22 protein-coding genes are annotated in these 23,413 nt (G+C 52.4%); 12 read left to right on the top strand and 10 right to left on the bottom strand.

What is annotated here, in order from left to right; translation table 11 throughout:
• Position 1 precedes the first annotated feature (1 nt).
• The 9 genes from murC to mutT all read left to right on the top strand — a co-directional run bounded on the left by murC (position 2) and on the right by mutT (position 10,718).
• The gene (gene murC, locus OGV57_RS13345; protein WP_003018763.1) at positions 2-1,477 is read left to right on the top strand and encodes a UDP-N-acetylmuramate--L-alanine ligase; all 1,476 of its coding nucleotides are present in this window, start codon (positions 2-4) and stop codon (positions 1,475-1,477) included.
• A complete protein-coding gene (locus tag OGV57_RS13350) occupies positions 1,470-2,390 on the top strand; it encodes a D-alanine--D-alanine ligase (RefSeq protein ID WP_054528054.1) in 921 nt (306 codons plus the stop codon). Before murC ends, OGV57_RS13350 begins: the two co-directional genes overlap by 8 nt.
• A gap of 1 nt (position 2,391) precedes the next feature.
• Positions 2,392-3,225, top strand: coding sequence for a cell division protein FtsQ (gene ftsQ, locus OGV57_RS13355; protein WP_003845741.1), 834 nt, complete (start codon positions 2,392-2,394; stop codon positions 3,223-3,225).
• Complete coding sequence (gene ftsA / locus OGV57_RS13360; RefSeq protein WP_003018755.1) at positions 3,222-4,484, top strand: cell division protein FtsA; 1,263 nt, start codon at positions 3,222-3,224, stop codon at positions 4,482-4,484. Before ftsQ ends, ftsA begins: the two co-directional genes overlap by 4 nt.
• Before the next feature lie 62 nt (positions 4,485-4,546).
• Positions 4,547-5,698, top strand: a complete 1,152-nt coding sequence (gene ftsZ, locus OGV57_RS13365) for a cell division protein FtsZ (RefSeq protein ID WP_003018753.1) — start codon at positions 4,547-4,549, stop codon at positions 5,696-5,698.
• Positions 5,699-5,798: 100 nt separating this feature from the next.
• Positions 5,799-6,716, top strand: coding sequence for a UDP-3-O-acyl-N-acetylglucosamine deacetylase (gene lpxC / locus OGV57_RS13370; protein WP_003018750.1), 918 nt, complete (start codon positions 5,799-5,801; stop codon positions 6,714-6,716).
• Between the two features lie 283 nt (positions 6,717-6,999).
• A complete protein-coding gene (gene secM, locus OGV57_RS13375; RefSeq protein WP_003018748.1) occupies positions 7,000-7,506 on the top strand; it encodes a secA translation cis-regulator SecM in 507 nt (168 codons plus the stop codon).
• 60 nt (positions 7,507-7,566) lie between these two features.
• Positions 7,567-10,272, top strand: a complete 2,706-nt coding sequence (secA, locus tag OGV57_RS13380) for a preprotein translocase subunit SecA (protein ID WP_054528055.1) — start codon at positions 7,567-7,569, stop codon at positions 10,270-10,272.
• Positions 10,273-10,328: 56 nt separating this feature from the next.
• Positions 10,329-10,718: an 8-oxo-dGTP diphosphatase MutT gene (mutT, locus tag OGV57_RS13385; protein ID WP_003837443.1), complete on the top strand. Its 390-nt coding sequence runs from the start codon at positions 10,329-10,331 to the stop codon at positions 10,716-10,718.
• An 88-nt stretch (positions 10,719-10,806) separates the two neighbouring features.
• Here mutT and yacG read toward each other — a convergent pair whose 3' ends face one another.
• Genes yacG through coaE form a run of 3 tightly spaced genes read right to left on the bottom strand, consistent with a single transcriptional unit; the run spans position 10,807 to position 12,374 of the window.
• On the bottom strand, positions 10,807-11,001 hold the full coding sequence (yacG, locus tag OGV57_RS13390; protein WP_003018740.1) for a DNA gyrase inhibitor YacG: 195 nt from the start codon (positions 10,999-11,001) through the stop codon (positions 10,807-10,809).
• Between the two features lie 9 nt (positions 11,002-11,010).
• Positions 11,011-11,754: a cell division protein ZapD gene (zapD, locus tag OGV57_RS13395; protein WP_003837445.1), complete on the bottom strand. Its 744-nt coding sequence runs from the start codon at positions 11,752-11,754 to the stop codon at positions 11,011-11,013.
• Positions 11,754-12,374 carry a dephospho-CoA kinase gene (gene coaE / locus OGV57_RS13400; RefSeq protein ID WP_044698980.1) on the bottom strand — a complete coding sequence of 207 codons (621 nt, stop codon included), beginning with the start codon at positions 12,372-12,374 and terminating at the stop codon, positions 11,754-11,756. The genes zapD and coaE overlap by 1 nt, the downstream gene beginning before the upstream one ends.
• Before the next feature lie 225 nt (positions 12,375-12,599).
• Between coaE and OGV57_RS13405 the strand changes: the two genes are divergently transcribed.
• The gene (locus OGV57_RS13405; protein WP_003018732.1) at positions 12,600-13,643 is read left to right on the top strand and encodes a GMP reductase; all 1,044 of its coding nucleotides are present in this window, start codon (positions 12,600-12,602) and stop codon (positions 13,641-13,643) included.
• A gap of 56 nt (positions 13,644-13,699) precedes the next feature.
• Here OGV57_RS13405 and hofC read toward each other — a convergent pair whose 3' ends face one another.
• The 4 genes from hofC to nadC all read right to left on the bottom strand — a co-directional run bounded on the left by hofC (position 13,700) and on the right by nadC (position 17,858).
• Positions 13,700-14,902 (bottom strand): protein transport protein HofC, encoded by a 1,203-nt coding sequence (hofC, locus tag OGV57_RS13410; RefSeq protein ID WP_054528056.1) that lies wholly within the window; start codon positions 14,900-14,902, stop codon positions 13,700-13,702.
• Positions 14,892-16,274: a type II secretion system protein GspE gene (gene gspE, locus OGV57_RS13415; RefSeq protein WP_054528057.1), complete on the bottom strand. Its 1,383-nt coding sequence runs from the start codon at positions 16,272-16,274 to the stop codon at positions 14,892-14,894. The genes hofC and gspE overlap by 11 nt, the downstream gene beginning before the upstream one ends.
• 9 nt (positions 16,275-16,283) lie before the next feature.
• A complete protein-coding gene (gene ppdD / locus OGV57_RS13420) occupies positions 16,284-16,721 on the bottom strand; it encodes a prepilin peptidase-dependent pilin (RefSeq protein WP_003018724.1) in 438 nt (145 codons plus the stop codon).
• A gap of 243 nt (positions 16,722-16,964) precedes the next feature.
• Positions 16,965-17,858 (bottom strand): carboxylating nicotinate-nucleotide diphosphorylase, encoded by an 894-nt coding sequence (nadC, locus tag OGV57_RS13425; RefSeq protein ID WP_054528667.1) that lies wholly within the window; start codon positions 17,856-17,858, stop codon positions 16,965-16,967.
• A gap of 87 nt (positions 17,859-17,945) precedes the next feature.
• On the opposite strand from nadC, the gene ampD reads away from it, so the two are divergent.
• Both ampD and ampE read left to right on the top strand, forming a co-directional pair.
• Positions 17,946-18,509: a 1,6-anhydro-N-acetylmuramyl-L-alanine amidase AmpD gene (gene ampD, locus OGV57_RS13430; protein WP_286531270.1), complete on the top strand. Its 564-nt coding sequence runs from the start codon at positions 17,946-17,948 to the stop codon at positions 18,507-18,509.
• A complete protein-coding gene (gene ampE, locus OGV57_RS13435) occupies positions 18,506-19,360 on the top strand; it encodes a beta-lactamase regulator AmpE (RefSeq protein ID WP_046670944.1) in 855 nt (284 codons plus the stop codon). Before ampD ends, ampE begins: the two co-directional genes overlap by 4 nt.
• Positions 19,361-19,452: 92 nt before the next feature.
• Here the strand turns inward: ampE and OGV57_RS13440 are convergent, their stop codons facing one another.
• From OGV57_RS13440 to aroP, 3 genes are all read right to left on the bottom strand, one after another.
• On the bottom strand, positions 19,453-20,403 hold the full coding sequence (locus tag OGV57_RS13440) for a glycoside hydrolase family 43 protein (RefSeq protein ID WP_003845754.1): 951 nt from the start codon (positions 20,401-20,403) through the stop codon (positions 19,453-19,455).
• A complete protein-coding gene (locus OGV57_RS13445; protein WP_003837460.1) occupies positions 20,403-21,809 on the bottom strand; it encodes a glycoside-pentoside-hexuronide (GPH):cation symporter in 1,407 nt (468 codons plus the stop codon). The genes OGV57_RS13440 and OGV57_RS13445 overlap by 1 nt, the downstream gene beginning before the upstream one ends.
• Before the next feature lie 157 nt (positions 21,810-21,966).
• On the bottom strand, positions 21,967-23,340 hold the full coding sequence (aroP, locus tag OGV57_RS13450; protein ID WP_085951556.1) for an aromatic amino acid transporter AroP: 1,374 nt from the start codon (positions 23,338-23,340) through the stop codon (positions 21,967-21,969).
• Positions 23,341-23,413: the final 73 nt, after the last annotated feature.

The raw sequence follows: 23,413 nt of genomic DNA on the forward strand, positions 1-23,413 counted from the left end.
AATGAATACACAACAACTGGCAAAACTGCGTTCCATAGTGCCCGAAATGCGTCGCGTTCGGCACATTCACTTTGTCGGCATCGGTGGTGCTGGTATGGGCGGTATTGCCGAAGTTTTGGCCAACGAAGGTTATCAGATCAGCGGTTCTGACCTGGCGCCGAATCCGGTGACTCAGCAGTTGACGAATCTGGGCGCCACGATTTTCTTCAACCATCGCCCGGAAAACGTGCGTGATGCGAGCGTGGTGGTGGTATCCAGCGCCATTTCTGCGGATAACCCGGAAATTGTTGCGGCGCATGAAGCACGTATTCCGGTGATCCGTCGTGCTGAAATGTTGGCTGAATTAATGCGTTTTCGTCACGGTATCGCCATTGCCGGGACGCACGGTAAAACCACGACCACAGCGATGGTCTCCAGTATCTACGCGGAAGCGGGGCTGGATCCGACGTTTGTCAACGGCGGTCTGGTGAAGGCTGCAGGCGTCCATGCGCGTCTGGGTCATAGCCGTTATTTAATTGCGGAGGCGGATGAGAGCGATGCGTCGTTCCTACATTTGCAGCCGATGGTGGCGATTGTTACCAATATCGAAGCCGATCATATGGATACCTACCATGGCGACTTCGAAAATTTAAAGCAGACGTTTATTAATTTCCTGCATAACTTACCGTTTTATGGTCGTGCGGTGATGTGCGTTGACGATCCGGTGATCCGCGAGTTGTTGCCGCGCGTCGGTCGTCAAACCACAACCTATGGTTTCAGCGATGATGCTGATGTGCGCGTTGAAGATTACCAGCAGATTGGTCCACAAGGGCACTTCACGCTGCTGCGTCAGGGGATGGCCGATTTACGTGTGACATTGAACGCACCGGGCCGTCACAATGCGCTGAACGCGGCGGCGGCGGTGGCAGTTGCAACAGAAGAAGGCATTGAAGACGACGCAATTCTGCGCGCGCTGGAAAGTTTCCAGGGCACCGGACGCCGTTTTGACTTCCTCGGCGAATTTCCGCTTGAGCCGGTAAACGGTAAAGCCGGGACGGCGATGCTGGTTGATGATTATGGCCATCACCCAACGGAAGTGGATGCCACGATTAAAGCTGCGCGCGCGGGCTGGCCGGACAAAAATCTGGTAATGCTGTTCCAGCCGCACCGCTTTACGCGTACACGCGATCTATATGACGACTTTGCCAACGTGCTGACTCAGGTCGATGCGCTGTTGATGCTGGATGTATACGCCGCGGGTGAAGCCGCGATTCCGGGGGCTGACAGCCGCTCGCTGTGCCGTACGATCCGTGGTCGCGGTAAGATCGACCCGATTCTGGTATCCGATCCGGCTCAGGTGGCAGACATGCTGGCGCCGGTATTAACCGGCAATGATCTGATTTTGGTGCAGGGCGCTGGAAATATCGGCAAAATCGCGCGTTCCTTAGCTGAAATCAAACTGAAGCCGCAAAACCCGGAGGAAGAACAACATGGCTGATAAAATCGCGGTCCTGTTAGGAGGAACCTCCGCAGAGCGTGAAGTTTCGCTGAATTCCGGCGCGGCCGTACTGGCAGGGTTACGCGAAGGTGGTGTCGATGCCCATCCGGTTGACCCTAAAGAGATTGATGTCACTCTTCTGAAATCTATGGGTTTTCAGAAGGTGTTTATTGCGCTGCACGGTCGTGGCGGGGAAGATGGCACGTTGCAGGGCATGCTGGAGCAAATTGGCCTGCCATATACCGGCAGCGGCGTCATGGCGTCCGCAATTTCGATGGACAAACTGCGCAGCAAGCTGCTGTGGCAGGGCGCAGGTTTACCCGTCGCGCCCTGGGTTGCATTGACCCGCTCTGAGTTCGAAAAAGGTCTTAGCGATGAAGCGGTTACAAAAATCTCTGCGTTAGGTTTGCCGCTGATTGTGAAGCCAAGCCGTGAAGGCTCCAGCGTAGGGATGTCAAAAGTTGAAGAAGAAAATGCTTTGCAGGGTGCATTAGCATTGGCTTTTCAGCATGATGAAGAAGTACTGATCGAAAAATGGCTCAGTGGCCCGGAATTTACAGTTGCGATACTTGGTGAAGAAATTTTACCGTCAATACGTATCCAACCCGCGGGAACCTTCTATGATTATGAGGCGAAGTATCTCTCTGATGAGACACAATATTTCTGCCCTGCAGGTCTGGAAGCCGAACAAGAGGCCCGTTTGCAGGAATTAGTCCTGAAAGCATGGACCGCATTGGGCTGTAAAGGTTGGGGTCGCATTGACGTCATGCTGGACAGCGATGGCCAGTTTTATCTGCTGGAAGCGAATACCTCTCCGGGTATGACCAGCCACAGCCTGGTGCCGATGGCGGCACGTCAGGCTGGCCTGAGCTTCTCGCAGTTGGTGGTAAGAATTCTGGAGTTGGCGGACTGATATGTCGCAGGCTGCGCTGAACACGCGAAACGGTGATGAAGAAGAAGTAAACTCCTCACGCCGCAATAATGGAACGCGTCTTGCAGGAATACTGTTCCTGCTGACAGTGCTGTGCACCGTGTTTGTCAGCGGCTGGGTAGTGTTGGGGTGGATGGAAGATGCGCAGCGGTTGCCATTGTCAAAGCTGGTGTTAACCGGCGAACGGCATTACACGCGCAATGACGATATTCGTCAGTCCATTCTGGCTCTGGGCGCTCCGGGAACCTTTATGACTCAGGATGTGAACATCATTCAGAGTCAAATTGAACGTCTCCCCTGGATTAAACAGGCGAGCGTCAGAAAGCAATGGCCCGATGAATTGAAGATTCATCTGGTTGAATATGTGCCCATTGCGCGTTGGAATGACCAGCATATGGTGGATGCCGAAGGCAATACGTTCAGCGTCCCAACCGGTCGGGCCAATAAGCAGGTATTACCTATGTTGTACGGACCGGAAGGCAGCGCAAGTGAAGTGTTGCAAGGGTTCCGTGAAATGGGGCAGGTGCTGGCTAAGGATAGATTCACCCTGAAGGAAGCGGCGATGACCGCTCGTCGTTCCTGGCAGTTGACGCTGAATAACGATATTAAGCTCAATCTGGGCAGGGGCGATACGATAAAACGTTTGGCTCGCTTTGTGGAACTCTACCCGGTTTTACAGCAGCAGGCGCAAACCGATGGCAAACGGATTAGCTACGTTGATTTGCGTTATGACTCAGGAGCGGCAGTAGGCTGGGTTCCCTTGCCTCCTGAGGAATCTAATCAGCAACAGAATCAGGCACAGGCAGAACAACAATGATCAAGGCGACGGACAGAAAACTGGTAGTTGGACTGGAGATTGGCACCGCGAAGGTAGCCGCTTTAGTAGGGGAAGTTCTGCCCGACGGTATGGTCAATATCATTGGCGTGGGCAGTTGCCCATCGCGAGGTATGGATAAAGGCGGGGTGAATGACCTTGAGTCAGTGGTGAAGTGCGTACAGCGCGCCATTGACCAGGCTGAACTGATGGCAGATTGCCAGATTTCCTCGGTGTATCTGGCACTTTCCGGTAAACATATTAGCTGTCAAAATGAAATTGGTATGGTGCCCATTTCCGAAGAGGAAGTGACGCAGGAAGATGTGGAAAACGTGGTACATACGGCAAAATCCGTACGCGTTCGCGATGAACATCGTGTTCTGCACGTTATTCCGCAGGAATACGCCATTGACTACCAGGAAGGCATTAAAAATCCGGTAGGTCTTTCCGGCGTACGTATGCAGGCAAAAGTCCACCTTATTACCTGCCACAACGACATGGCGAAGAACATTGTCAAAGCTGTTGAACGTTGTGGTCTGAAAGTTGACCAACTGATTTTTGCCGGGTTGGCAGCCAGTTATTCCGTGTTGACGGAAGATGAACGTGAGCTGGGTGTCTGCGTGGTGGATATTGGTGGTGGTACAATGGACATCGCCGTTTATACTGGCGGGGCGTTGCGCCACACCAAAGTTATCCCTTATGCAGGGAATGTAGTGACCAGTGATATCGCGTATGCCTTTGGTACGCCCCCGAGCGATGCTGAAGCCATTAAAGTGCGCCATGGCTGTGCGCTGGGGTCCATCGTGGGTAAAGACGAAAGCGTTGAAGTGCCAAGCGTAGGTGGTCGTCCACCGCGTAGCCTGCAACGTCAGACCCTGGCAGAAGTCATTGAGCCGCGTTATACCGAGCTGCTCAACCTGGTCAACGAAGAAATTTTGCAATTACAAGAACAGCTTCGCCAGCAGGGTGTGAAACATCATCTGGCGGCGGGGATTGTGTTAACCGGTGGTGCTGCGCAAATTGAAGGTCTTGCGGCCTGCGCACAGCGCGTGTTCCATACGCAAGTACGTATTGGCGCGCCGCTGAATATCACTGGTCTGACGGATTATGCTCAGGAGCCGTATTATTCAACGGCAGTGGGGCTGCTTCACTACGGAAAAGAATCCCATTTGAGTGGTGAGGCTGAAGTAGAAAAACGCGTAACGGCATCAGTTGGCTCGTGGATCAAACGACTCAATAGCTGGCTGCGAAAAGAGTTTTAATTTTTAAAGAGACCATCGCACATTAACGGTCTCAGGCGACAGGCACAACGGAGAGAGAAACTATGTTTGAACCTATGGAACTTACCAATGACGCGGTGATTAAAGTCATCGGCGTCGGCGGCGGTGGCGGTAATGCCGTTGAACACATGGTGCGTGAGCGCATCGAAGGTGTTGAATTCTTCGCGGTGAATACCGACGCTCAGGCGTTGCGTAAAACGGCGGTTGGACAGACCATTCAGATTGGTAGCGGCATCACCAAAGGTCTGGGCGCGGGTGCGAACCCGGAAGTCGGCCGTAATGCGGCAGACGAAGATCGTGAAGCTCTGCGTGCAGCGCTTGACGGGGCAGACATGGTGTTTATCGCAGCAGGCATGGGCGGCGGTACCGGTACCGGTGCAGCGCCAGTGGTTGCTGAAGTAGCAAAAGATTTAGGTATTCTGACCGTTGCTGTCGTGACTAAGCCTTTCAACTTTGAAGGCAAGAAGCGTATGGCATTCGCGGAGCAGGGTATCACCGAGCTGTCCAAACATGTGGACTCTCTAATTACTATTCCGAATGACAAACTGCTGAAAGTACTGGGTCGCGGTATCTCCCTGCTGGATGCGTTTGGCGCAGCGAACGACGTACTGAAAGGCGCAGTTCAGGGTATCGCTGAACTGATTACTCGTCCGGGCCTGATGAACGTCGACTTTGCAGACGTGCGCACCGTGATGTCCGAAATGGGCTACGCGATGATGGGTTCTGGCGTGGCGAGCGGTGAAGACCGTGCAGAAGAAGCGGCTGAAATGGCTATCTCTTCTCCGCTGCTGGAAGACATCGATCTGTCCGGCGCACGCGGTGTGCTGGTCAACATTACTGCGGGCTTCGACCTGCGTCTGGATGAGTTCGAAACCGTGGGTAACACCATCCGTGCCTTTGCATCGGATAACGCGACCGTGGTAATCGGTACCTCTCTGGACCCGGATATGAACGACGAACTGCGTGTGACCGTTGTTGCGACTGGAATTGGTATGGACAAGCGTCCTGAAATCACTCTGGTAACCAACAAGCAGGTACAGCAGCCGGTAATGGATCGTTACCAGCAACACGGCATGGCGCCGTTGACGCAAGAACAGAAGCCGGTAGCGAAAGTGGTTAACGACAATACGCCGCAAACCACTAAAGAGCCGGATTATCTGGATATCCCTGCATTCCTGCGTAAGCAAGCTGATTAAGAATTAGCTGGAATTTGGGAATCTGCGCTCTTTGTGCTAAACTGGCCCGCCGAATGTATAGTACACTTCGGTTGGATAGTTAATTTGGCGAGATTATACGATGATCAAACAAAGGACACTTAAACGTATCGTTCAGGCGACTGGCGTCGGTTTACATACCGGCAAAAAAGTCACGCTGACGCTACGCCCTGCGCCGGCCAACACCGGGGTCATCTATCGTCGCACCGACTTGAATCCTCCGGTAGATTTCCCGGCCGATGCCAAATCTGTGCGTGATACCATGCTCTGTACGTGTCTGGTCAATGAGCATGATGTGCGGATTTCAACCGTAGAGCACCTGAATGCTGCTCTGGCGGGCTTAGGTATCGATAACATTGTTATTGAAGTTAACGCCCCGGAAATCCCGATCATGGATGGTAGTGCTGCTCCATTCGTATATCTGCTGCTCGATGCGGGTATTGAAGAACTGAACAGCGCTAAGAAATTTGTTCGCATCAAAGAGACCGTTCGTGTCGAAGATGGTGATAAGTGGGCTGAATTCAAACCGTTTAATGGTTTCTCGTTGGATTTTACCATCGACTTTAACCATCCAGCGATTGATGCCAGCACGCAGCGCTACGCGATGAACTTCTCTGCAGATGCGTTCATGCGTCAGATCAGCCGTGCGCGTACTTTCGGCTTCATGCGTGATATCGAATATCTGCAGTCTCGTGGCCTGGCCTTGGGCGGCAGCTTCGATTGTGCCATCGTTGTTGACGATTATCGCGTATTGAACGAAGACGGTCTGCGTTTTGAAGACGAATTCGTTCGTCACAAAATGCTCGACGCGATTGGTGACTTGTTCATGTGTGGTCACAACATTATTGGTGCATTCACCGCGTATAAATCCGGTCATGCATTGAATAACAAACTGTTGCAGGCGGTCCTGGCAAAACAGGAAGCCTGGGAATATGTGACCTTCCAGGACGATGCAGAACTGCCTCTGGCGTTCAAAGCACCTTCGACCGTACTGGCATAACGACATACACTGTCGTATAAATTCGACTGGTAAATCTGGCACTCTCTCCGGCCAGGTGAGCCAGTCGTTTTTTTATGTACTCATTAGCGCAGCCTTTTCCAACGCAAATATTTCCCTGCCACTAGGTTAAAATAGTGTGCGATCGCTGCTTTCTTGAGCATATTTACCCATGGCCGGTTGTCATTACTGCTGTGGAGCGTACGCTTTAATGATAAGATTCGTGCGCAAAAAAAATGTTTTGCATTCGTAACCCCAAACGCAGGGTATATCAGGTGGCAAAAACGTGAGTGGAATACTGACGCGTTGGCGACAGTTAGGCAGACGGTACTTCTGGCCGCATCTCCTGTTGGGGATGGTCGCGGCGAGTTTTGGCCTGCCCGCGCTCGGTAATGCTGCTGAACCCAATACCCCCGCGAAGGCGACCGCCAGCAATCACGATCAATCCGCTAAAGTTAACTTTAGCCAGCTTGCTTTGCTGGAAGCGACTAATCGCCGCCCAAATTTTACCGTCGATTACTGGCATCAACATGCCATTCGTACGGTTATCCGCCATCTTTCTTTTGCCATGGCGCCTCAGGCGTTGCCTGTTGCCGAAGAGCCGTTGCCAATCCAGGCGCACCATCTTGCGTTACTGAATACGCTCAGCGCGATGCTGACGCAAGAAGGCACTCCGCCCGCGACAGTAAGTCGCGTGACATACGCCCACTTTACTTCTCAGGCCGCATTTAGCGTTCCGGTCTGGATCAGCCAGCTGCAGGGTATCCGCGCTGGTCCTCAACGCCTCAGCTAAAAAAGAACCTTCCAACTTATAATTTTTGACTCCGCATCGCGGGGCGTTTGAGATTTTATTATGCTAATCAAATTATTAACCAAAGTATTCGGTAGCCGTAACGAGCGTACGCTGCGTCGTATGCGTAAAGTGGTCAATGTCATCAACGCAATGGAACCGGAGATGGAAAAACTCTCCGATGATGAACTGAAAGCGAAGACCGCTGAATTCCGCGCCCGTCTGGAAAAAGGTGCCAGCGTTGAGAGCCTGATCCCGGAAGCGTTCGCAGTGGTGCGTGAAGCGAGTAAACGCGTGTTCGGTATGCGCCACTTCGACGTTCAGCTGCTGGGCGGTATGGTGCTTAACGATCGCTGCATCGCGGAAATGCGTACTGGTGAAGGTAAAACCCTGACCGCGACGCTGCCAGCCTACCTGAACGCATTAAGCGGGAAGGGCGTACACGTGGTTACCGTGAACGACTACCTGGCTCAGCGTGATGCCGAAAATAACCGCCCGCTGTTTGAATTCCTCGGCATGACCGTTGGTATCAACATGTCTGGCCTGCCAGCGCCAGCCAAGCGTGAAGCCTACAACGCCGATATTACTTACGGTACCAACAACGAATACGGCTTTGATTACCTGCGCGACAACATGGCGTTTAGTCCGGAAGAGCGTGTTCAACGTAAACTTCACTATGCGCTGGTCGATGAAGTTGACTCCATCCTGATCGATGAAGCGCGTACGCCGCTGATCATTTCCGGCCCGGCTGAAGACAGCTCGGAAATGTATAAAAAAGTGAACAAAATCATCCCACACCTGATCCGCCAGGAGAAGGAAGATTCCGACACGTTCCAGGGGGAAGGCCACTTCTCTGTTGATGAGAAAGCGCGCCAGGTTAACCTGACCGAACGTGGTCTGGTACTGATTGAAGAGTTGTTGGTTAACGAAGGCATTATGGATGAGGGCGAGTCTCTGTACTCTCCAGGCAACATTATGCTGATGCACCACGTGACTGCCGCACTGCGTGCGCACGTGCTGTTTACCCGCGATGTTGACTACATCGTGAAAGACGGCGAAGTTATCATCGTTGATGAACACACCGGCCGTACCATGCACGGGCGTCGCTGGTCTGATGGTCTGCACCAGGCTGTTGAAGCTAAAGAAGGCGTAGAGATCCAGAACGAGAACCAGACGCTGGCATCTATTACCTTCCAGAACTACTTCCGTTTGTACGAAAAACTGGCCGGTATGACCGGTACAGCAGATACCGAAGCCTTTGAATTTAGCTCCATCTACAAGCTGGATACCGTAGTTGTACCAACTAACCGTCCGATGATCCGTAAGGATTTACCGGATCTGGTGTACATGACCGAAGCGGAAAAAATTCAGGCGATCATTGAAGATATTAAAGAGCGTACCGCAAATGGCCAGCCGGTGCTGGTGGGTACTATCTCCATTGAAAAATCTGAAGTGGTCTCTAACGAGCTGACCAAGGCAGGCATCAAACATAACGTTCTGAACGCCAAGTTCCATGCCAGCGAAGCGGATATCGTCGCACAGGCGGGTTACCCGTCTGCCGTGACAATCGCTACTAACATGGCGGGTCGTGGTACCGATATCGTGCTGGGCGGTAGCTGGCAGGCAGAAGTTGCCGAGCTGGAAAACCCAACTCCGGAACAAATCGCGCAGATCAAAGCCGAGTGGCAGGTTCGCCATGACGCGGTATTAGCTGCTGGTGGTTTGCATATTATCGGTACTGAGCGTCACGAATCTCGTCGTATCGATAACCAGCTGCGTGGTCGTTCGGGTCGTCAGGGGGATGCGGGTTCTTCTCGTTTCTATTTGTCGATGGAAGATGCGCTGATGCGTATTTTTGCCTCTGACCGCGTGTCCGGCATGATGCGTAAACTGGGTATGAAGCCTGGTGAAGCCATTGAACACCCATGGGTGACCAAAGCAATTGCTAACGCGCAGCGTAAAGTGGAAAGCCGCAACTTCGATATTCGTAAGCAGTTGCTGGAATATGATGATGTTGCCAACGACCAGCGTCGTGCTATCTACACCCAGCGTAACGAACTGCTGGACGTAACTGACGTTAGCGAAACCATTAACAGCATTCGCGAAGACGTCTTCAAAGCGACGATTGATGCCTATATTCCGCCGCAGTCTCTGGAAGAAATGTGGGATATTCCGGGTCTGCAGGAGCGCCTGAAAAACGACTTCGATCTGGATATGCCGATTTCAGAGTGGCTGGATAAAGAACCTGAGCTGCACGAAGAAACGCTGCGCGAACGTATTCTGGCAAACGCAGTAGAAGTTTATCAGCGCAAAGAAGAAGTTGTGGGCGCGGAGATGATGCGTCACTTCGAAAAAGGCGTGATGCTGCAAACGCTCGACTCTTTGTGGAAAGAGCACCTGGCGGCGATGGATTACCTGCGTCAGGGTATCCACCTGCGTGGTTACGCGCAAAAAGATCCGAAGCAGGAATACAAGCGTGAATCCTTCTCTATGTTTGCATCAATGCTGGAATCACTGAAGTACGAAGTGATCAGCACTCTGAGCAAAGTTCAGGTGCGTATGCCTGAAGAAGTAGAAGCGATGGAGCAGCAGCGTCGCGAAGAAGCTGAGCGTTTAGCGCAGATGCAGCAGTTGAGCCATAAAGGTGATGATTCTGCTGCGGCAGAAGAGCTGGCGGCACAAACCGGCGATCGTAAAGTGGGTCGTAACGATCCGTGTCCTTGCGGTTCCGGCAAGAAATACAAACAGTGTCATGGCCGTCTGAGCTAAGAAAATAACTTATTGAAAAGGCGCAGACTTCTGCGCCTTTTTTATGGACGATGAAAATGAAAATATTGCAGATCGCCGTCGGGATTATTCGTAATCAGCACAATGAAATTTTTATCACCCAGCGTGCGGCTGATGCCCACATGGCCAATAAGCTGGAGTTCCCCGGCGGGAAAATTGAAGCGGGCGAAACGCCGGAGCAGGCGCTGATTCGCGAGCTACAGGAAGAAGTAGGGATCACGCCGACTCAAAGTTCATTGTTCGAAAAGTTGGAGTATCAGTTTCCGGACAGGCATATCACTCTGTGGTTCTGGCTGGTTGAAAGCTGGGAAGGCGAGCCGTGGGGAAAAGAGGGGCAACCGGCGCAGTGGATAGCGCAATATGCTCTGAATGCGGAAGATTTCCCGCCGGCGAATGCACCGGTCATTGAAAAGCTGATTACTGGATAATGGTGTTCGTAGGCCGGATAAGGCAACACCGCCATCCGGCAAATTATGGCGGGGGTGCTACGCTTGCCCGCCCTACGTATTAGCAGAATTACTTCTGCTCCTCACTCCAGTCGTCGCTTTCCGACAGATCGCCTGAGCTTGGGATGCGTTTCTCTTCTGCAGCCCACTCTCCCAGATCGATTAACTGGCAGCGCTTGCTGCAGAATGGGCGAAACGGACTGACTTCAGCCCATACTACAGGCTTGCCGCAGGTTGGGCAGTTGACGATGGTTTGTTCAGACATGTTGACTCCTTAACAGCACGCCAGTTCAAAATCGAGGCGCTCAGGCACCTGACCATTTTCGCTATCCAGCGGCATAAAGCGGATGGCAAAACGGCTCTTATGACCAGAAATTTGCGGATAAAGCTGCGAATCAAGCGGCAGCTGCAAGCGCAGCAGATCTGCATCTTCGCCGTTGTCCTGATAAAAACCATTCAGGCTGGTTTGCTTACGAAACGGCGCTGAGTTGCGAATTAAATCCAGCACCAGCGACAGCGCTTGATTGAGCGGATTCAGGCTGGCAAGCCAGGTTTCAACCTGCGCGTCACGATACGATTGCGCCAGGTGTAACCAGATATGCAGAGTCGGCAGATCGAAACTGCAGCACCCGCCAGGAATACTTAAACGCTGACGTACGAGACCAATCAGACGATCTTCGCGCAGCGTCTGTCCAATACGCGGGGCAGAAATCAGAATGCTGCCTGCACTTTTTAACTGCTGGCGCAAAGAGTCGATTCTGCTTTGATCGACGCCGGGAACTTCGACCCAGGCCTGGAGTTTACGCTGCTGTCGCTCCAGTTCTTTGAGGAGTTCGGTACGGACTTCGCCGCGTTCAAATACATCCAGTAAATCTCCGATATTGCGGAAAAAATGCAGAGCGCCGGCATGGTCAGCAATGGGTAAATTAACGGAGAGCTGTTGGATTAAAAATTCAATGCGCAGCCATGTACGCATCTTCTCATTGAGAGGGTGTTCAAAAAGGACCTGGGTGTGCATTACGGTTTTTCCTGTGAGACAAACTGCGACGCGCATTGCAAATAGAGCGCGTGCAGGCGGGCGACATCCGAGGCGATGGCTTCCGGTGCGCCATTATTATCAATAACATCGTCTGCCACGGCCAGCCGCGCTTCACGCGTTGCCTGGGCAGCAAGAATTTGTTCAACATGCTCACGTGTGACGTCATCACGCTGCATGGTGCGTCTGAGCTGGGTTTCGGGCGTGACATCCACCACAAGTACGCGGTCGGCTTTTTTATACAGCGAATTTTCCACCAGCAAAGGGACAACCCATAACAGGTAAGGTGAGGTCACTTGCTGAAACTGGCGCTGCGTTTCCTGCTGAATAAGCGGATGGAGCAGGGCATTCAGCCAGCTTTTCTCCTCTGGGGCGGAAAAAATGCGTTCGCGTAAAATGCGCCGCTGCAACGATCCGTCTGCGGCGATAACCTCGGAACCAAAATGTTCTTCGATTGCCTTAAGAGCAGGTGTGCCGGGTTCAACCACCTGGCGCGCAATAATATCTGCATCAATGATGTTTATTCCGAGGTCAGCGAACGCATTTGCAACGGTGCTTTTACCACTGCCAATGCCGCCGGTTAAGGCTACCGTATACCTCATAGATGCCGATCCTGGAGTTTAAGTTTGATTATCAAACAGTTAAAAGTTAAGCGTGCGAAGGCGAGGCTGTTGCAGGATTAACCTACTATTCGCCAGGTAAATTTATGGGATTGTAGCGTAAAAAAAGAGAATTTCGCAGTCTTGCGCGGCATTGATTAGTGCGTATGATAGCGTCACTGGAGTTGTGAGTTTCGATTTTTCGCCATTAACCCCAGGAATCCGCACATGCGTATCGAAGAAGATCTGAAGTTAGGTTTCAAAGACGTTCTTATCCGCCCTAAGCGTTCTACTCTCAAAAGCCGTTCCGATGTTGAGCTGGAACGTCAATTTACCTTTAAGCATTCAGGTCAGACCTGGTCCGGCGTACCTATTATTGCCGCGAACATGGACACTGTCGGGACGTTTGCCATGGCAACGGCGCTGGCATCCTTCGACATCCTGACCGCTGTGCACAAACACTATTCTGTTGAAGACTGGGCCGCCTTCATCGCAGAGACTTCTGCCGATGTACTCAAACACGTAATGGTTTCAACCGGCACGTCTGACGCAGACTTCGAAAAAACCAAACAGATTTTGGCGCTCAACCCAGCGCTGAATTTTATCTGCATTGATGTGGCAAATGGCTACTCAGAGCATTTTGTTCAGTTTGTGTCGAAAGCGCGTGAAGCATGGCCGACAAAAACGATTTGTGCGGGCAATGTAGTCACCGGTGAAATGTGTGAAGAGCTGGTGCTCTCCGGTGCTGATATTGTCAAAGTAGGCATAGGCCCGGGTTCTGTATGCACCACACGTGTAAAAACCGGCGTTGGCTATCCACAGCTTTCTGCGGTTATTGAATGTGCGGATGCAGCCCACGGTCTGGGCGGCATGATTGTCAGCGACGGCGGCTGCACAATGCCGGGTGACGTTGCAAAAGCGTTTGGCGGCGGCGCAGACTTCGTTATGCTCGGCGGTATGTTGGCCGGTCACGAAGAAAGCGGCGGCAAAATTGTTGAAGAAAACGGTGAGAAATTCATGCTGTTCTACGGTATGAGCTCAGAATCTGCTATGACCCGCCATGTTGGTGGTGTTGCTCAGTATCGTGCCGCTGAAGGTAAAACCGTTAAGCTGCCTCTGCGCGGCCCGGTTGATAATACCGCTCGCGATATTCTCGGCGGTTTGCGTTCTGCTTGCACCTATGTAGGCGCATCCCGTCTGAAAGAGCTGACCAAACGTACAACGTTTATTCGTGTACAGGAACAAGAGAACCGCGTATTCAATAGCCTGTAAAACAGGTCGTTCTGTGAAATGCCGGATGGCGTTACGTCGCCATCCGGCATTTGAATTTATCCCACTCCGCTCATCGCATCTCCCAAATGGAAAATCGGTAAATACATCGCGACAACCAGCGTACCGATGATAAGCCCCGTAATGACCAGCAACGCAGGCTCAAGTAATGCAGCCAAATTCTCAGCTTGAGCCAGGGTTTTCTCACCATGGTGATGCGCGAGATTGCGCAGCATTGCATCCAGCGAGCCGGAAGCTTCACCAGTTCGGACCAGCTGTATGCACAATGGGCTGAATTCACCGCTATTTTTAAGCGCTAACCAGACCGGCTTTCCGGCGCTAATGTCGTGCTGAACCAGCGCTAAACGCTGCGACCAGAAAGGGTTAGCCAGCGTTTCGGTAACGCTCTCAAGACCCTGCAAAAAGGGAATGCCCGCATTTTGCGTTAACGCCAGAACGGTGAAGATCTGCGTGAGCTTTTGCCCTCTCACCATCGGCCCTATGACCGGGAGGCTGAGCAGCAATTTCTGGCGCAGAACGAGCCAGTACGGTTTCTGATTTATCAAATGATGTGCCGCAACCGCTACCAGGCCAAGTGCTACCGCCAGCCATCCCCATTGGCTGCTATAGTGTGCGATGGTAATAATCCACTGAGTGAGGGCCGGTAGCGGGGTGTTGAATGTCTGGTAGATGGCGGCAAACTCAGGGAGTACAAACTGCAACATCGCAAATACGACCAACACCGCCATTGTGATGATGATAAGCGGATAACGCAGGGCTTTTTTAACTTTATCAGCAAGTTGCTGTTGTTTCTTTTGCTGGTAGGCGAGTTCAAAACAGCAGTCGTCCAGCTTACCCGTAAGCTCTCCGGTGCGGATCATTGCCTGGTAAAGGGGCGGAAAAACGTGTTGCCATTGTGATAGTGAGGTGGAGAGGGTAATGCCCTGTTCCATATCGTAAGCCAGCGTACGCAGTAGCGCCTGCCATTGACTACTGGGATGCTGTTCAGCAAGCAGAGCTAGCCCTGTTGAGAGCGTTAACCCTGCTTTTAGCAATGTCGCCAACTGGTGTATGGTTTCGGCACTTCTTGTACGGCTCCAGTGCGAGGTTTTGACACGCATACGTTTAATGCGTAGCGGCGTAATCTGTTGTTTCTCAAGAGCCAGCATTAATGACGGTCGCGTATCGGCCCATAGCATTCCTTCCAGCGATTTACCTTTGTTGTTAATGCCTTGCCAGCGCCAAAGCTGTTTAGCGGACATGAGGCATGCCCAGTACACGAATCAGCTCTTCAAATGTCGTTAATCCTTGCTCGACGGCCTGACAGCCATTCTCGAAAAGCGTTCTCCCTGATAGCTGAGCATCAGGTTCCACTCCGTCTACGGGGGCGCCACTGGCAATACTCTGACGTAATGCCGGAGTAACAGGGAGTACTTCAAACAATGCCGTACGGCCATAAAATCCGTGATAACAATGTTTGCAGCCAGGGGCCTGCCAATTCGGTAGTGGTGTAGGCCAGACAGCTTTCGGGAGTGTGATAGGCGTACTCTGACGTTGTCGGCAATGGGGGCACAACTTTCTGACCAATCGCTGTGCAATGACGAGCGTCAGCGCGGAGGCGATCATCCAGCGTGCAACCCCCATTTGTTGCAGACGCACCAGCGTTTCACTGGTGGAATTGGTATGCAGCGTAGAAAGAACCAGATGACCGGTTTGTGCGGCTTTAAGGGCTATTTCTGCTGTTTCTCCATCGCGGATTTCACCCACCATGATAATGTCGGGATCCTGACGCAACAGAGCACGTAAGACTCCCTGAAAAGTCAAACCGGCGCGTGGGTGAATTTGCGTCTGGTTGATGCCGGCGATCGGGATCTCTACCGGATCTTCCACGCTATAGAGATTAACATCTGGCGTGTTTCGGGTTTGCAGCGCACTGTACAGTGTGACCGTTTTACCGCTTCCGGTAGGCCCGGTAACCAGAATCAGCCCCTGAGGCTGCTGCAAGGCTTGCGAAAATGCGGCCAGCTGCGCGTCTTGCATTCCCAGTGCGGCGATCTCCAGTGACAGCTCGACCTGATGAAGTAGCCGCAACACGACTTTTTCGCCGTAGCGACAGGGCAGGGTGGCGATGCGAAATGAGATGGGTTCTCCTGAAATCTCAACGGTAAATTGCCCGTCTTGTGGAAGCCGATGCTCGGCAATATCCAGACTGCCTAATACTTTTAACCTTGCGGTGATGGCAATGCCCATCTCGGTCCTGATTTCCGGTAACGCGTGGAGTACTCCATCCACACGTAATCTGATCCGATAGTGATTTTCCGCTGGCTCAAAATGAATATCAGAAGCCCGTTTCTCCAGAGCGGAATGAAACGTCTGATTCAGCAAGTCTGCTGCGCTGGCGCTGCTTTTTGTGACTACTGCAGGGAGCATTTTTTGCGGTGTATGCGTGTGGCCTTCCATTTGCTGACGTGTCCAGCAGACAATGTCGATGCGCCGGGTGGTGGCAAAATGCAGTGCATCCAGCAGTTCGTGTGATGGGGCGTCTACGACGGCGATATGCACCACTTCATTGTCTGCATCCAGTAATATTCCCTGATAACGTTGGCATAGCGCTGTAAGCTGGGTGGTATTCATCTCTGTTCCTTAGTGGGTATCGAAGCGGAAAACATCTTCACAGGCCTGCTGCAATGCGCTGTCGTTCTGGATGATGCAGTTACGGTTCCAACCGGTAATGCCGTTGGCATTGTCCCAAGCCGGCGTCATGGTGATGCTTAACCCGTTCAGGCTTTCCTGCCCACTAAGGCTGACAACGCCTTTTTCAATGCTCATGGCTGAGACGTAACGGGTAGTTGTTGGAGTGGGAATACCATTCGTTCCGGCATCGCAGGTATCTGTTCCTCCATGCTCCAGTGCACAGAGCTCAACCGCTGTGCGATAGGGGACAAAGGTTTGCAGCATGTCTGTCAGCGCGGCCTTGCGCAGATAGTTTTGATATGCCGGAATACCGATGGCGCTAAGAATGGCAATAATGCCAATCACCACCATGAGTTCGATAAGCGTAAAGCCTCGTTGCTTGTTCATTGTTCACTCCTTGAGTTTGCTGGCGCTACTTTGGCAAACCGACGGGAGGACGGCGAGAGACAAAAAACAGAATGGGAAGGCGGATTCCGAGGACTTTTACGAAATTACAGAATCAGACAATGTATTTGCTAAGAGGCTCGAAGAAACTGCCGGATGGCGGCGTAGATGCCGTATCCGGCTTACAGAATAAACCTGTGTAGGATGCCCGATAAGCGAAGCACCATCGGGCAATACAATCAGCAATTAGCGAAAACGCATGGAGAGATCGAGTGCGCGAACATGTTTGGTCAGCGCGCCAACAGAGATAAAATCCACGCCGGTTTCGGCAAATTCGCGCAGCGTTTCCTGGGTGACATTGCCCGAGACTTCCAGACGCGCCTGGCCGTTGGTGCGTTTTACCGCTTCGCGCATTTGGTCGGTTTCGAAGTTATCGAGCATGATGATGTCGGCTCCGGCTTTCAGCGCGTCGTCCAGCTCATCCAGGCTTTCTACTTCGACTTCAACCGGCACATCCGGGTGCAACCAGAATGCTTTTTCTACGGCCTGACGTACCGAGCCGGAAGCAATAATGTGGTTTTCTTTAATCAGGAAAGCGTCGGACAGCCCCAAACGATGATTCGCACCGCCGCCGCACAATACGGCGTATTTTAGCGCGGTACGCAGTCCTGGCAGGGTTTTACGCGTATCCAGCAGTTGGGTTTTGGTCCCCGCTAACAGGTCGACGTATTTACGCACCTCGCTTGCTACACCTGAAAGCGTCTGCACAAAATTAAGCGCGGTACGTTCACCGGTCAGTAACACGCGGGAAGGGCCGTCCAGTTCAAACAGTGGCTGATTAGCCTTAATGCTGTCGCCATCTTCGACATGCCAGGTGATGTTTACATCATCGCCAGCCAGTTGAATAAAGACCTCTTCCACCCAACGTTTCCCACAAAAAACGCCATCTTCGCGGGTGATTACGGTAGCGTGGGAGCGCATGTCTTCGGGTAAAAGCTGTGCGGTGATATCGTTATTGGCATCAACTTCTCCGCCTAAATCTTCACGCAGCGCCTGAGCGACAGCGGCAGGGATATCGAGATTTATGCGTTCCAACAGCGCGTCACGTCGGTAGTCAGGGTTATAGCGGCGAGGCGGCATGATAAAACTCCAAATTGCTAACGAATCATAAGGTGGAAACATGCTACCCTGAACCTGATATGAGCACCACCAATAAGGAGATTCTGCATGTTGTTAGACGAGGGCTGGCTGGCAGAGGCGCGACGCGTTCCCTCTCCGCATTACGATTGCCGCCCGGATGACGAAAACCCTTCTCTGCTGGTGGTGCATAATATCAGCCTGCCGCCCGGCGAGTTTGGCGGCCCGTGGATAGACGCGCTGTTCACTGGCACGATTGATCCCAACGCCCATCCTTATTTTGCCGGAATCGCCCATTTGCGCGTTTCGGCCCATTGTTTAATTCGCCGTGATGGTGAAATCGTGCAGTATGTCCCCTTTGATAAACGCGCTTGGCATGCCGGCGTCTCGAGCTATCAGGGCCGTGAACGCTGTAATGATTTATCAATTGGTATTGAGCTGGAAGGGACGGATACGCTGGCCTATACCGACGCGCAGTACCAGCAACTAGCAGCCGTGACCAATGCCCTGATTACGCGTTATCCGGCTATTGCTAACAATATGACAGGACATTGCAATATTGCGCCCGAGCGTAAGACCGATCCCGGGCCCTCATTTGACTGGGCAAGGTTTCGCGCCCTGGTCACCCCCTCGTCGCACAAGGAGATGACATGACGCTGTTTACAACATTACTGGTGTTGATTGTTGAACGCCTGTTTAAGCTGGGTGAGCACTGGCAGCTTGATCACCGGGTTGAAGCTTTTTTCCGCCGGATTAAGCATTTCTCGATGATGCGTACGGTAGGCATGACTCTTATTGCGATGGGAGTGACGTTTCTGCTACTGCGCGCACTTCATGGGCTGCTGTTTAACGTTCCGTTGCTGGTGGCGTGGATCTTAATTGGCTTGCTGTGCATCGGCGCAGGCAAGGCACGCCTTCACTATCACGCTTACCTGAACGCGGCTGCTCGCGATGATGCTCACGCTCGTGAGGCGATGGCCAGCGAGCTGACGCTTATCCATGGTGTTCCGCCGGACTGTGATGAGCGTGAGTTCCTGCGTGAACTGCAGAACGCGCTGTTATGGAACAACTTTCGCTTTTACCTGGCGCCGTTATTCTGGCTGATTGTCGGTGGCCCGTGGGGACCTGTGACGGTGGTTGGTTATGCCTTTTTACGTGCCTGGCAGTCCTGGCTGGCGCGCTATCAGACACCGCACCAGCGTCTGCAATCGGGTATTGATGCGATCCTGCATGTGCTGGACTGGATCCCGGTGCGTCTGGCGGGCGTGGTCTATGCGCTGCTGGGACACGGCGAGAAGGCGTTGCCAGCCTGGTTTGCGTCGCTTGCTGATCTGCATACTTCGCAATATCAGGTGCTTACGCGTCTGGCGCAGTTCTCGCTGGCGCGCGAACCTCATACCGATAAAGTCGAAACGCCAAAAGCGGCTGTTTCGATGGCGAAGAAGACCTCGTTTGTGGTGGTGGTGATTATTGCGTTGCTGACCATTTATGGGGCATTAGTATAGCGTTGTGCCGGATGGCGCTAACGCTTATCCGGCCTACAATGGAAAAACGTGTAGGCCCGGTAAGCGTTAGCGCCACCGGGCAGTGCAACGGTTTAGTTCGTATCAGCAGGCGGGATGCCAAAATCTGGCATGCCGTTTTCGTCCCAACGCACGAGCTTCAGACGAGTGTGGCGGTTTGGGTCGTACAGCGGATCGCCCTCGATTTCAGTGTAATTTCTCGCGTGATACACCAGCACATCTTCACCTTCTGGCGTTTGCGTAAAGCTGTTGTGTCCTGGCCCAAACTGGCGGTTTTCATAGCTGGTGGTAAAGACCGGGCGCGGTGATTTGTGCCAGTTCTGCTGGTTGAGCGGATCTGCGTCTAAGTCAATCCACAATAATCCCATACAGTAGTTCTCATCGGTAGCGCTGGCGGAATAGCTGATAAACAACTTGTCGCCGTGAACCATGACGGCAGGACCTTCGTTGACCCAAAAACCCCGGCATTCCCAGTCATATTCAGGATGGCTTAGCATGACCGGCTCGCCTTTAATCGTCCATGGATTTTCCAGTTCTGCGAGATAGATATTGGAGTTTCCGGCGATATCGGGCGATTTCTGCGCCCATAGATACCACTGTTTTCCCTGATGGTTAAAGGTGGTGGCATCGAGCGCAAAGGTATCAAACTGCGTTTTAATCTGACCTTTCTCCGTCCACTTTCCGGTCAGCGGATCGGTGTCGGCACATTCGAGCGCAAACATGCGATGCTGGAACATCCCCAGCTTGTCGAGCGACTGTGTGTGGGTGGCGGCAAAATAGATGTACCACTTGCCTGCCAGATGATGGATTTCGGGCGCCCAGATGAGTTGGCTCATGGGGCCGCTTTCTGGCTTGCGCCAGATGATAACCGGGGCGGCAGTGCGCAACCCTTCCAGCGAGTCGGCCCGGCGTATCTCCAGCCGGTCATATTCAGGTACTGAAGCAATGAAATAGTAGTGGCTACCGTCACGTAAGATAAACGGATCGGCACGCTGTTCAATAAAGGGATTTGGCCACTGATTCATTAGGCTTTCCTTACGGTTTCAGTCGTTTTTATATCGTGGTATTCATTCAGTTCACGGTAGTTGGCGCGGCGCTTTTCTAAATCTGTCTGGATTTGTTGCATAAACTCGCGGTCAACTTTCAGCAGACGAACCACGCCTGCAGTAATCAGGTAGCCTGCGCCAGGTATGATGGTAAACAGCAGCATAATACCGTTAATGGCGGAGTCGCTTTGCGTTTTCGCCCCAGCGTCGTAGCCGTACCAGGAGAGCAGGAAGCCAACCATCGCTCCGGCAATCGCCAGGCCCAGTTTCAGGAAGAACAGGTTACCGGAGAAGCTGATTCCGGTGATACGTTTACCGGTTTTCCACTCGCCATAGTCATCGACATCCGCCATCAGCGACCAGTGCAGCGGGGATGGGATCTGATGCAGGATGTTGAGCAGGAAGTAGAGCACCATAATCATCATGGTGGCTTTCGGATCGAAGAAGTAAAACGCGGCGGAGAAAATCGCCAGGATGATATTGGTCCAGAAGAACACTTTCAGTTTGCACCAGCGATCGGTTAACACCTTCGCCAACATGCTGCCGATCATCATGCCTACAACGCCAAGACTGATAAACAACGTCGCAAATTGTGTACTCTGCTGCATAACCCAGGTCACGTAGTACATGGTGGCAGCCATGCGAATAAAACCCGGACAGACGTTGCACAGGGTTAACAGCAGAATTTTTACCCACTGATCGTTCTTCCACACATCTTTTAGATCGGCTTTTAAATCGTCATTGGTCGGGACGGCAGGACGGACACGCTCACGGACGGTTGCAAAGCAGAACAGGAACATACACATGCCGATGAAGGCCAGTACCGCCATCGCCATTTGATACCCTTTGGCTTTGTCTTCCCCGCCGAACCAGTCGGCCATGGGGAGCAGGGTGAGTGACAGCAGCAGAGTTGCAATTCCTACCAATACAAAGCGATATGACTGGCAGGCGACGCGTTCTTGCGGATCGTTGGTGATGACGCTGCCGAGAGAGCAATAGGGGATATTGATCGCCGTATAGGTAATTGAGAGCAGGAAATAGGTAACAAAGGCATAGATAACTTTGCTGTTATATGTCCACTCAGGGGTGGTAAACATCAGTACGCTGAATAATGCGTACGGGAAAGCCATCCACAAAAGCCATGGACGAAATCGACCATATTTGCTGCGCGTACGGTCGGCCATTGCGCCCATAATGGGATCAGTAACGGCATCAATAACGCGTACTGAGAGCAGTAATACGCCGACCAGAGCAGGCGCCAGACCAAAAATGTCTGTGTAAAAATAGTTAACAAACAACATGATGGCGCCAAAGATGATGTTGCATCCGGCGTCGCCCATTCCATAGCCAATCTTTTCTTTCACCGTGAGCTTACTGGTTTCCATCAACTGCACTCCATGAATGAGATATGGAGAGAATTATTGTCTGGTACCGGTGTTTTTGCGTTGCAGGATAACGCCGCTGATATGGACTAAACAGTCGTGAGTGGGAAAGTGTGAGGCAGGTAACAACCCCCACCTGGCGCAGGTGGGGGAGGAAAAATTAATGTGCTTTAACCGTGCCGGCCGTTTTCTGTTTGAACAGGTAACCAATGCCAAGAATAGCAATCCATACAGGGATTAAGTACACCGAGATCGCCATGCCCGGCGTCATCAGCATAATCACCAATACTGCAGCCATGAAAATCAGGCACACCCAGTTACCCAGCGGATAGAGCAGCGCCGGGAAGCGGGTGGTAACGCCCTGCTGCTGTTTGGCTTTGCGGAACTTCATGTGCGCAAGGCTAATCATTGCCCAGTTGATCACCAGTGCGGAAACTACCAGCGCCATCAACAGGCCAAAGGCAGATTCTGGCGCCAGGTAGTTGATCAGCACGCACAGAGCCGTCACCAGTGCGGAAACCAGAATGGTGTTCACCGGCACGCCGCGCTTGTCGACGTTCATCAGCGCTTTCGGCGCATTGCCCTGCTGTGCCAGACCGAACAGCATACGGCTGTTGCAGTACACACAGCTGTTATAGACAGAAAGGGCAGCAGTCAGCACCACGATGTTCAGGGCATTAGCAACAAACGTGTCGCCCAGCTCGTGGAAAATAAGGACAAACGGGCTGGTATCAGCCGTAACGCGCGTCCACGGCATCAGGGAAAGCAGAACCGCCAGCGAACCCACATAGAAAATCAGGATACGGTAGATAACCTGGTTGGTTGCTTTGGGAATGCTTTGCTCCGGGTTATCCGCTTCTGCTGCGGTGATCCCAACCAGCTCCAGTCCACCGAAAGAGAACATGATAATCGCCATCATCATCACCAGACCGGTGAAGCCATGCGGCAGGAAGCCCCCCTGGTTCCACAGGTTGCTGACGCTGGCCTGCGGCCCGCCGTTGCCGCTGAACAGCAGCCAGCCGCCGAAGATGATCATCGCGACGACAGCAATGACTTTAATAATGGCGAACCAGAACTCCATCTCACCAAACACTTTCACGTTGGTCAGGTTAATGGCGTTGATAATCACGAAGAAGGCTGCAGCAGAGGCCCAGGTTGGGATCTCCGGGTACCAGAACTGGATATATTTACCGACTGCAGTCAGCTCAGCCATGGCAACCAGCACGTACAGTACCCAGTAGTTCCAGCCAGAGGCGAAACCCGCGAAACTGCCCCAGTATTTATAAGCAAAGTGGCTAAAGGAGCCTGCTACCGGCTCTTCAACCACCATTTCACCTAACTGACGCATAATCAAAAAGGCGATAAAGCCGGCAATAGCGTAACCCAGAATAATACCCGGTCCTGCAGACTGGATAACTGATGCGCTACCGAGGAATAACCCGGTACCAATCGCGCCACCCAGCGCGATTAGCTGTATATGGCGGTTCTTAAGACCGCGCTTGAGCTGATCGCCATGCTGTTGACTTTCCATCATGAAACCTCGTGTGTGGTTTTACTCTTCATATTTCGAGTACTTATTTTTTGAACTACGCAGCAATGCGTGTGTA

This window comes from Citrobacter sp. Cf087 (genome assembly GCF_030334285.1).
GTDB classification, from domain to species: domain Bacteria; phylum Pseudomonadota; class Gammaproteobacteria; order Enterobacterales; family Enterobacteriaceae; genus Citrobacter; species Citrobacter freundii.

Excerpts from the sequence above, each read along its gene's own strand:
- OGV57_RS13445 (WP_003837460.1), bottom strand. The coding sequence starts at position 21,809 with ATGGAAACCAGTAAGCTCACGGTGAAAGAAAAGATTGGCTATGGAATG.
- zapD (WP_003837445.1), bottom strand. The coding sequence starts at position 11,754 with ATGCACACCCAGGTCCTTTTTGAACACCCTCTCAATGAGAAGATGCGT.
- ftsZ (WP_003018753.1), top strand. The coding sequence starts at position 4,547 with ATGTTTGAACCTATGGAACTTACCAATGACGCGGTGATTAAAGTCATC.
- OGV57_RS13350 (WP_054528054.1), top strand. The coding sequence starts at position 1,470 with ATGGCTGATAAAATCGCGGTCCTGTTAGGAGGAACCTCCGCAGAGCGT.
- ftsA (WP_003018755.1), top strand. The coding sequence starts at position 3,222 with ATGATCAAGGCGACGGACAGAAAACTGGTAGTTGGACTGGAGATTGGC.
- aroP (WP_085951556.1), bottom strand. The coding sequence starts at position 23,340 with ATGATGGAAAGTCAACAGCATGGCGATCAGCTCAAGCGCGGTCTTAAG.
- gspE (WP_054528057.1), bottom strand. The coding sequence starts at position 16,274 with ATGAATACCACCCAGCTTACAGCGCTATGCCAACGTTATCAGGGAATA.
- OGV57_RS13405 (WP_003018732.1), top strand. The coding sequence starts at position 12,600 with ATGCGTATCGAAGAAGATCTGAAGTTAGGTTTCAAAGACGTTCTTATC.
- lpxC (WP_003018750.1), top strand. The coding sequence starts at position 5,799 with ATGATCAAACAAAGGACACTTAAACGTATCGTTCAGGCGACTGGCGTC.
- ampD (WP_286531270.1), top strand. The coding sequence starts at position 17,946 with ATGTTGTTAGACGAGGGCTGGCTGGCAGAGGCGCGACGCGTTCCCTCT.
- ampE (WP_046670944.1), top strand. The coding sequence starts at position 18,506 with ATGACGCTGTTTACAACATTACTGGTGTTGATTGTTGAACGCCTGTTT.
- hofC (WP_054528056.1), bottom strand. The coding sequence starts at position 14,902 with ATGTCCGCTAAACAGCTTTGGCGCTGGCAAGGCATTAACAACAAAGGT.
- OGV57_RS13440 (WP_003845754.1), bottom strand. The coding sequence starts at position 20,403 with ATGAATCAGTGGCCAAATCCCTTTATTGAACAGCGTGCCGATCCGTTT.
- murC (WP_003018763.1), top strand. The coding sequence starts at position 2 with ATGAATACACAACAACTGGCAAAACTGCGTTCCATAGTGCCCGAAATG.
- ppdD (WP_003018724.1), bottom strand. The coding sequence starts at position 16,721 with ATGAACAAGCAACGAGGCTTTACGCTTATCGAACTCATGGTGGTGATT.
- nadC (WP_054528667.1), bottom strand. The coding sequence starts at position 17,858 with ATGCCGCCTCGCCGCTATAACCCTGACTACCGACGTGACGCGCTGTTG.
- coaE (WP_044698980.1), bottom strand. The coding sequence starts at position 12,374 with ATGAGGTATACGGTAGCCTTAACCGGCGGCATTGGCAGTGGTAAAAGC.
- mutT (WP_003837443.1), top strand. The coding sequence starts at position 10,329 with ATGAAAATATTGCAGATCGCCGTCGGGATTATTCGTAATCAGCACAAT.
- ftsQ (WP_003845741.1), top strand. The coding sequence starts at position 2,392 with ATGTCGCAGGCTGCGCTGAACACGCGAAACGGTGATGAAGAAGAAGTA.
- secA (WP_054528055.1), top strand. The coding sequence starts at position 7,567 with ATGCTAATCAAATTATTAACCAAAGTATTCGGTAGCCGTAACGAGCGT.
- yacG (WP_003018740.1), bottom strand. The coding sequence starts at position 11,001 with ATGTCTGAACAAACCATCGTCAACTGCCCAACCTGCGGCAAGCCTGTA.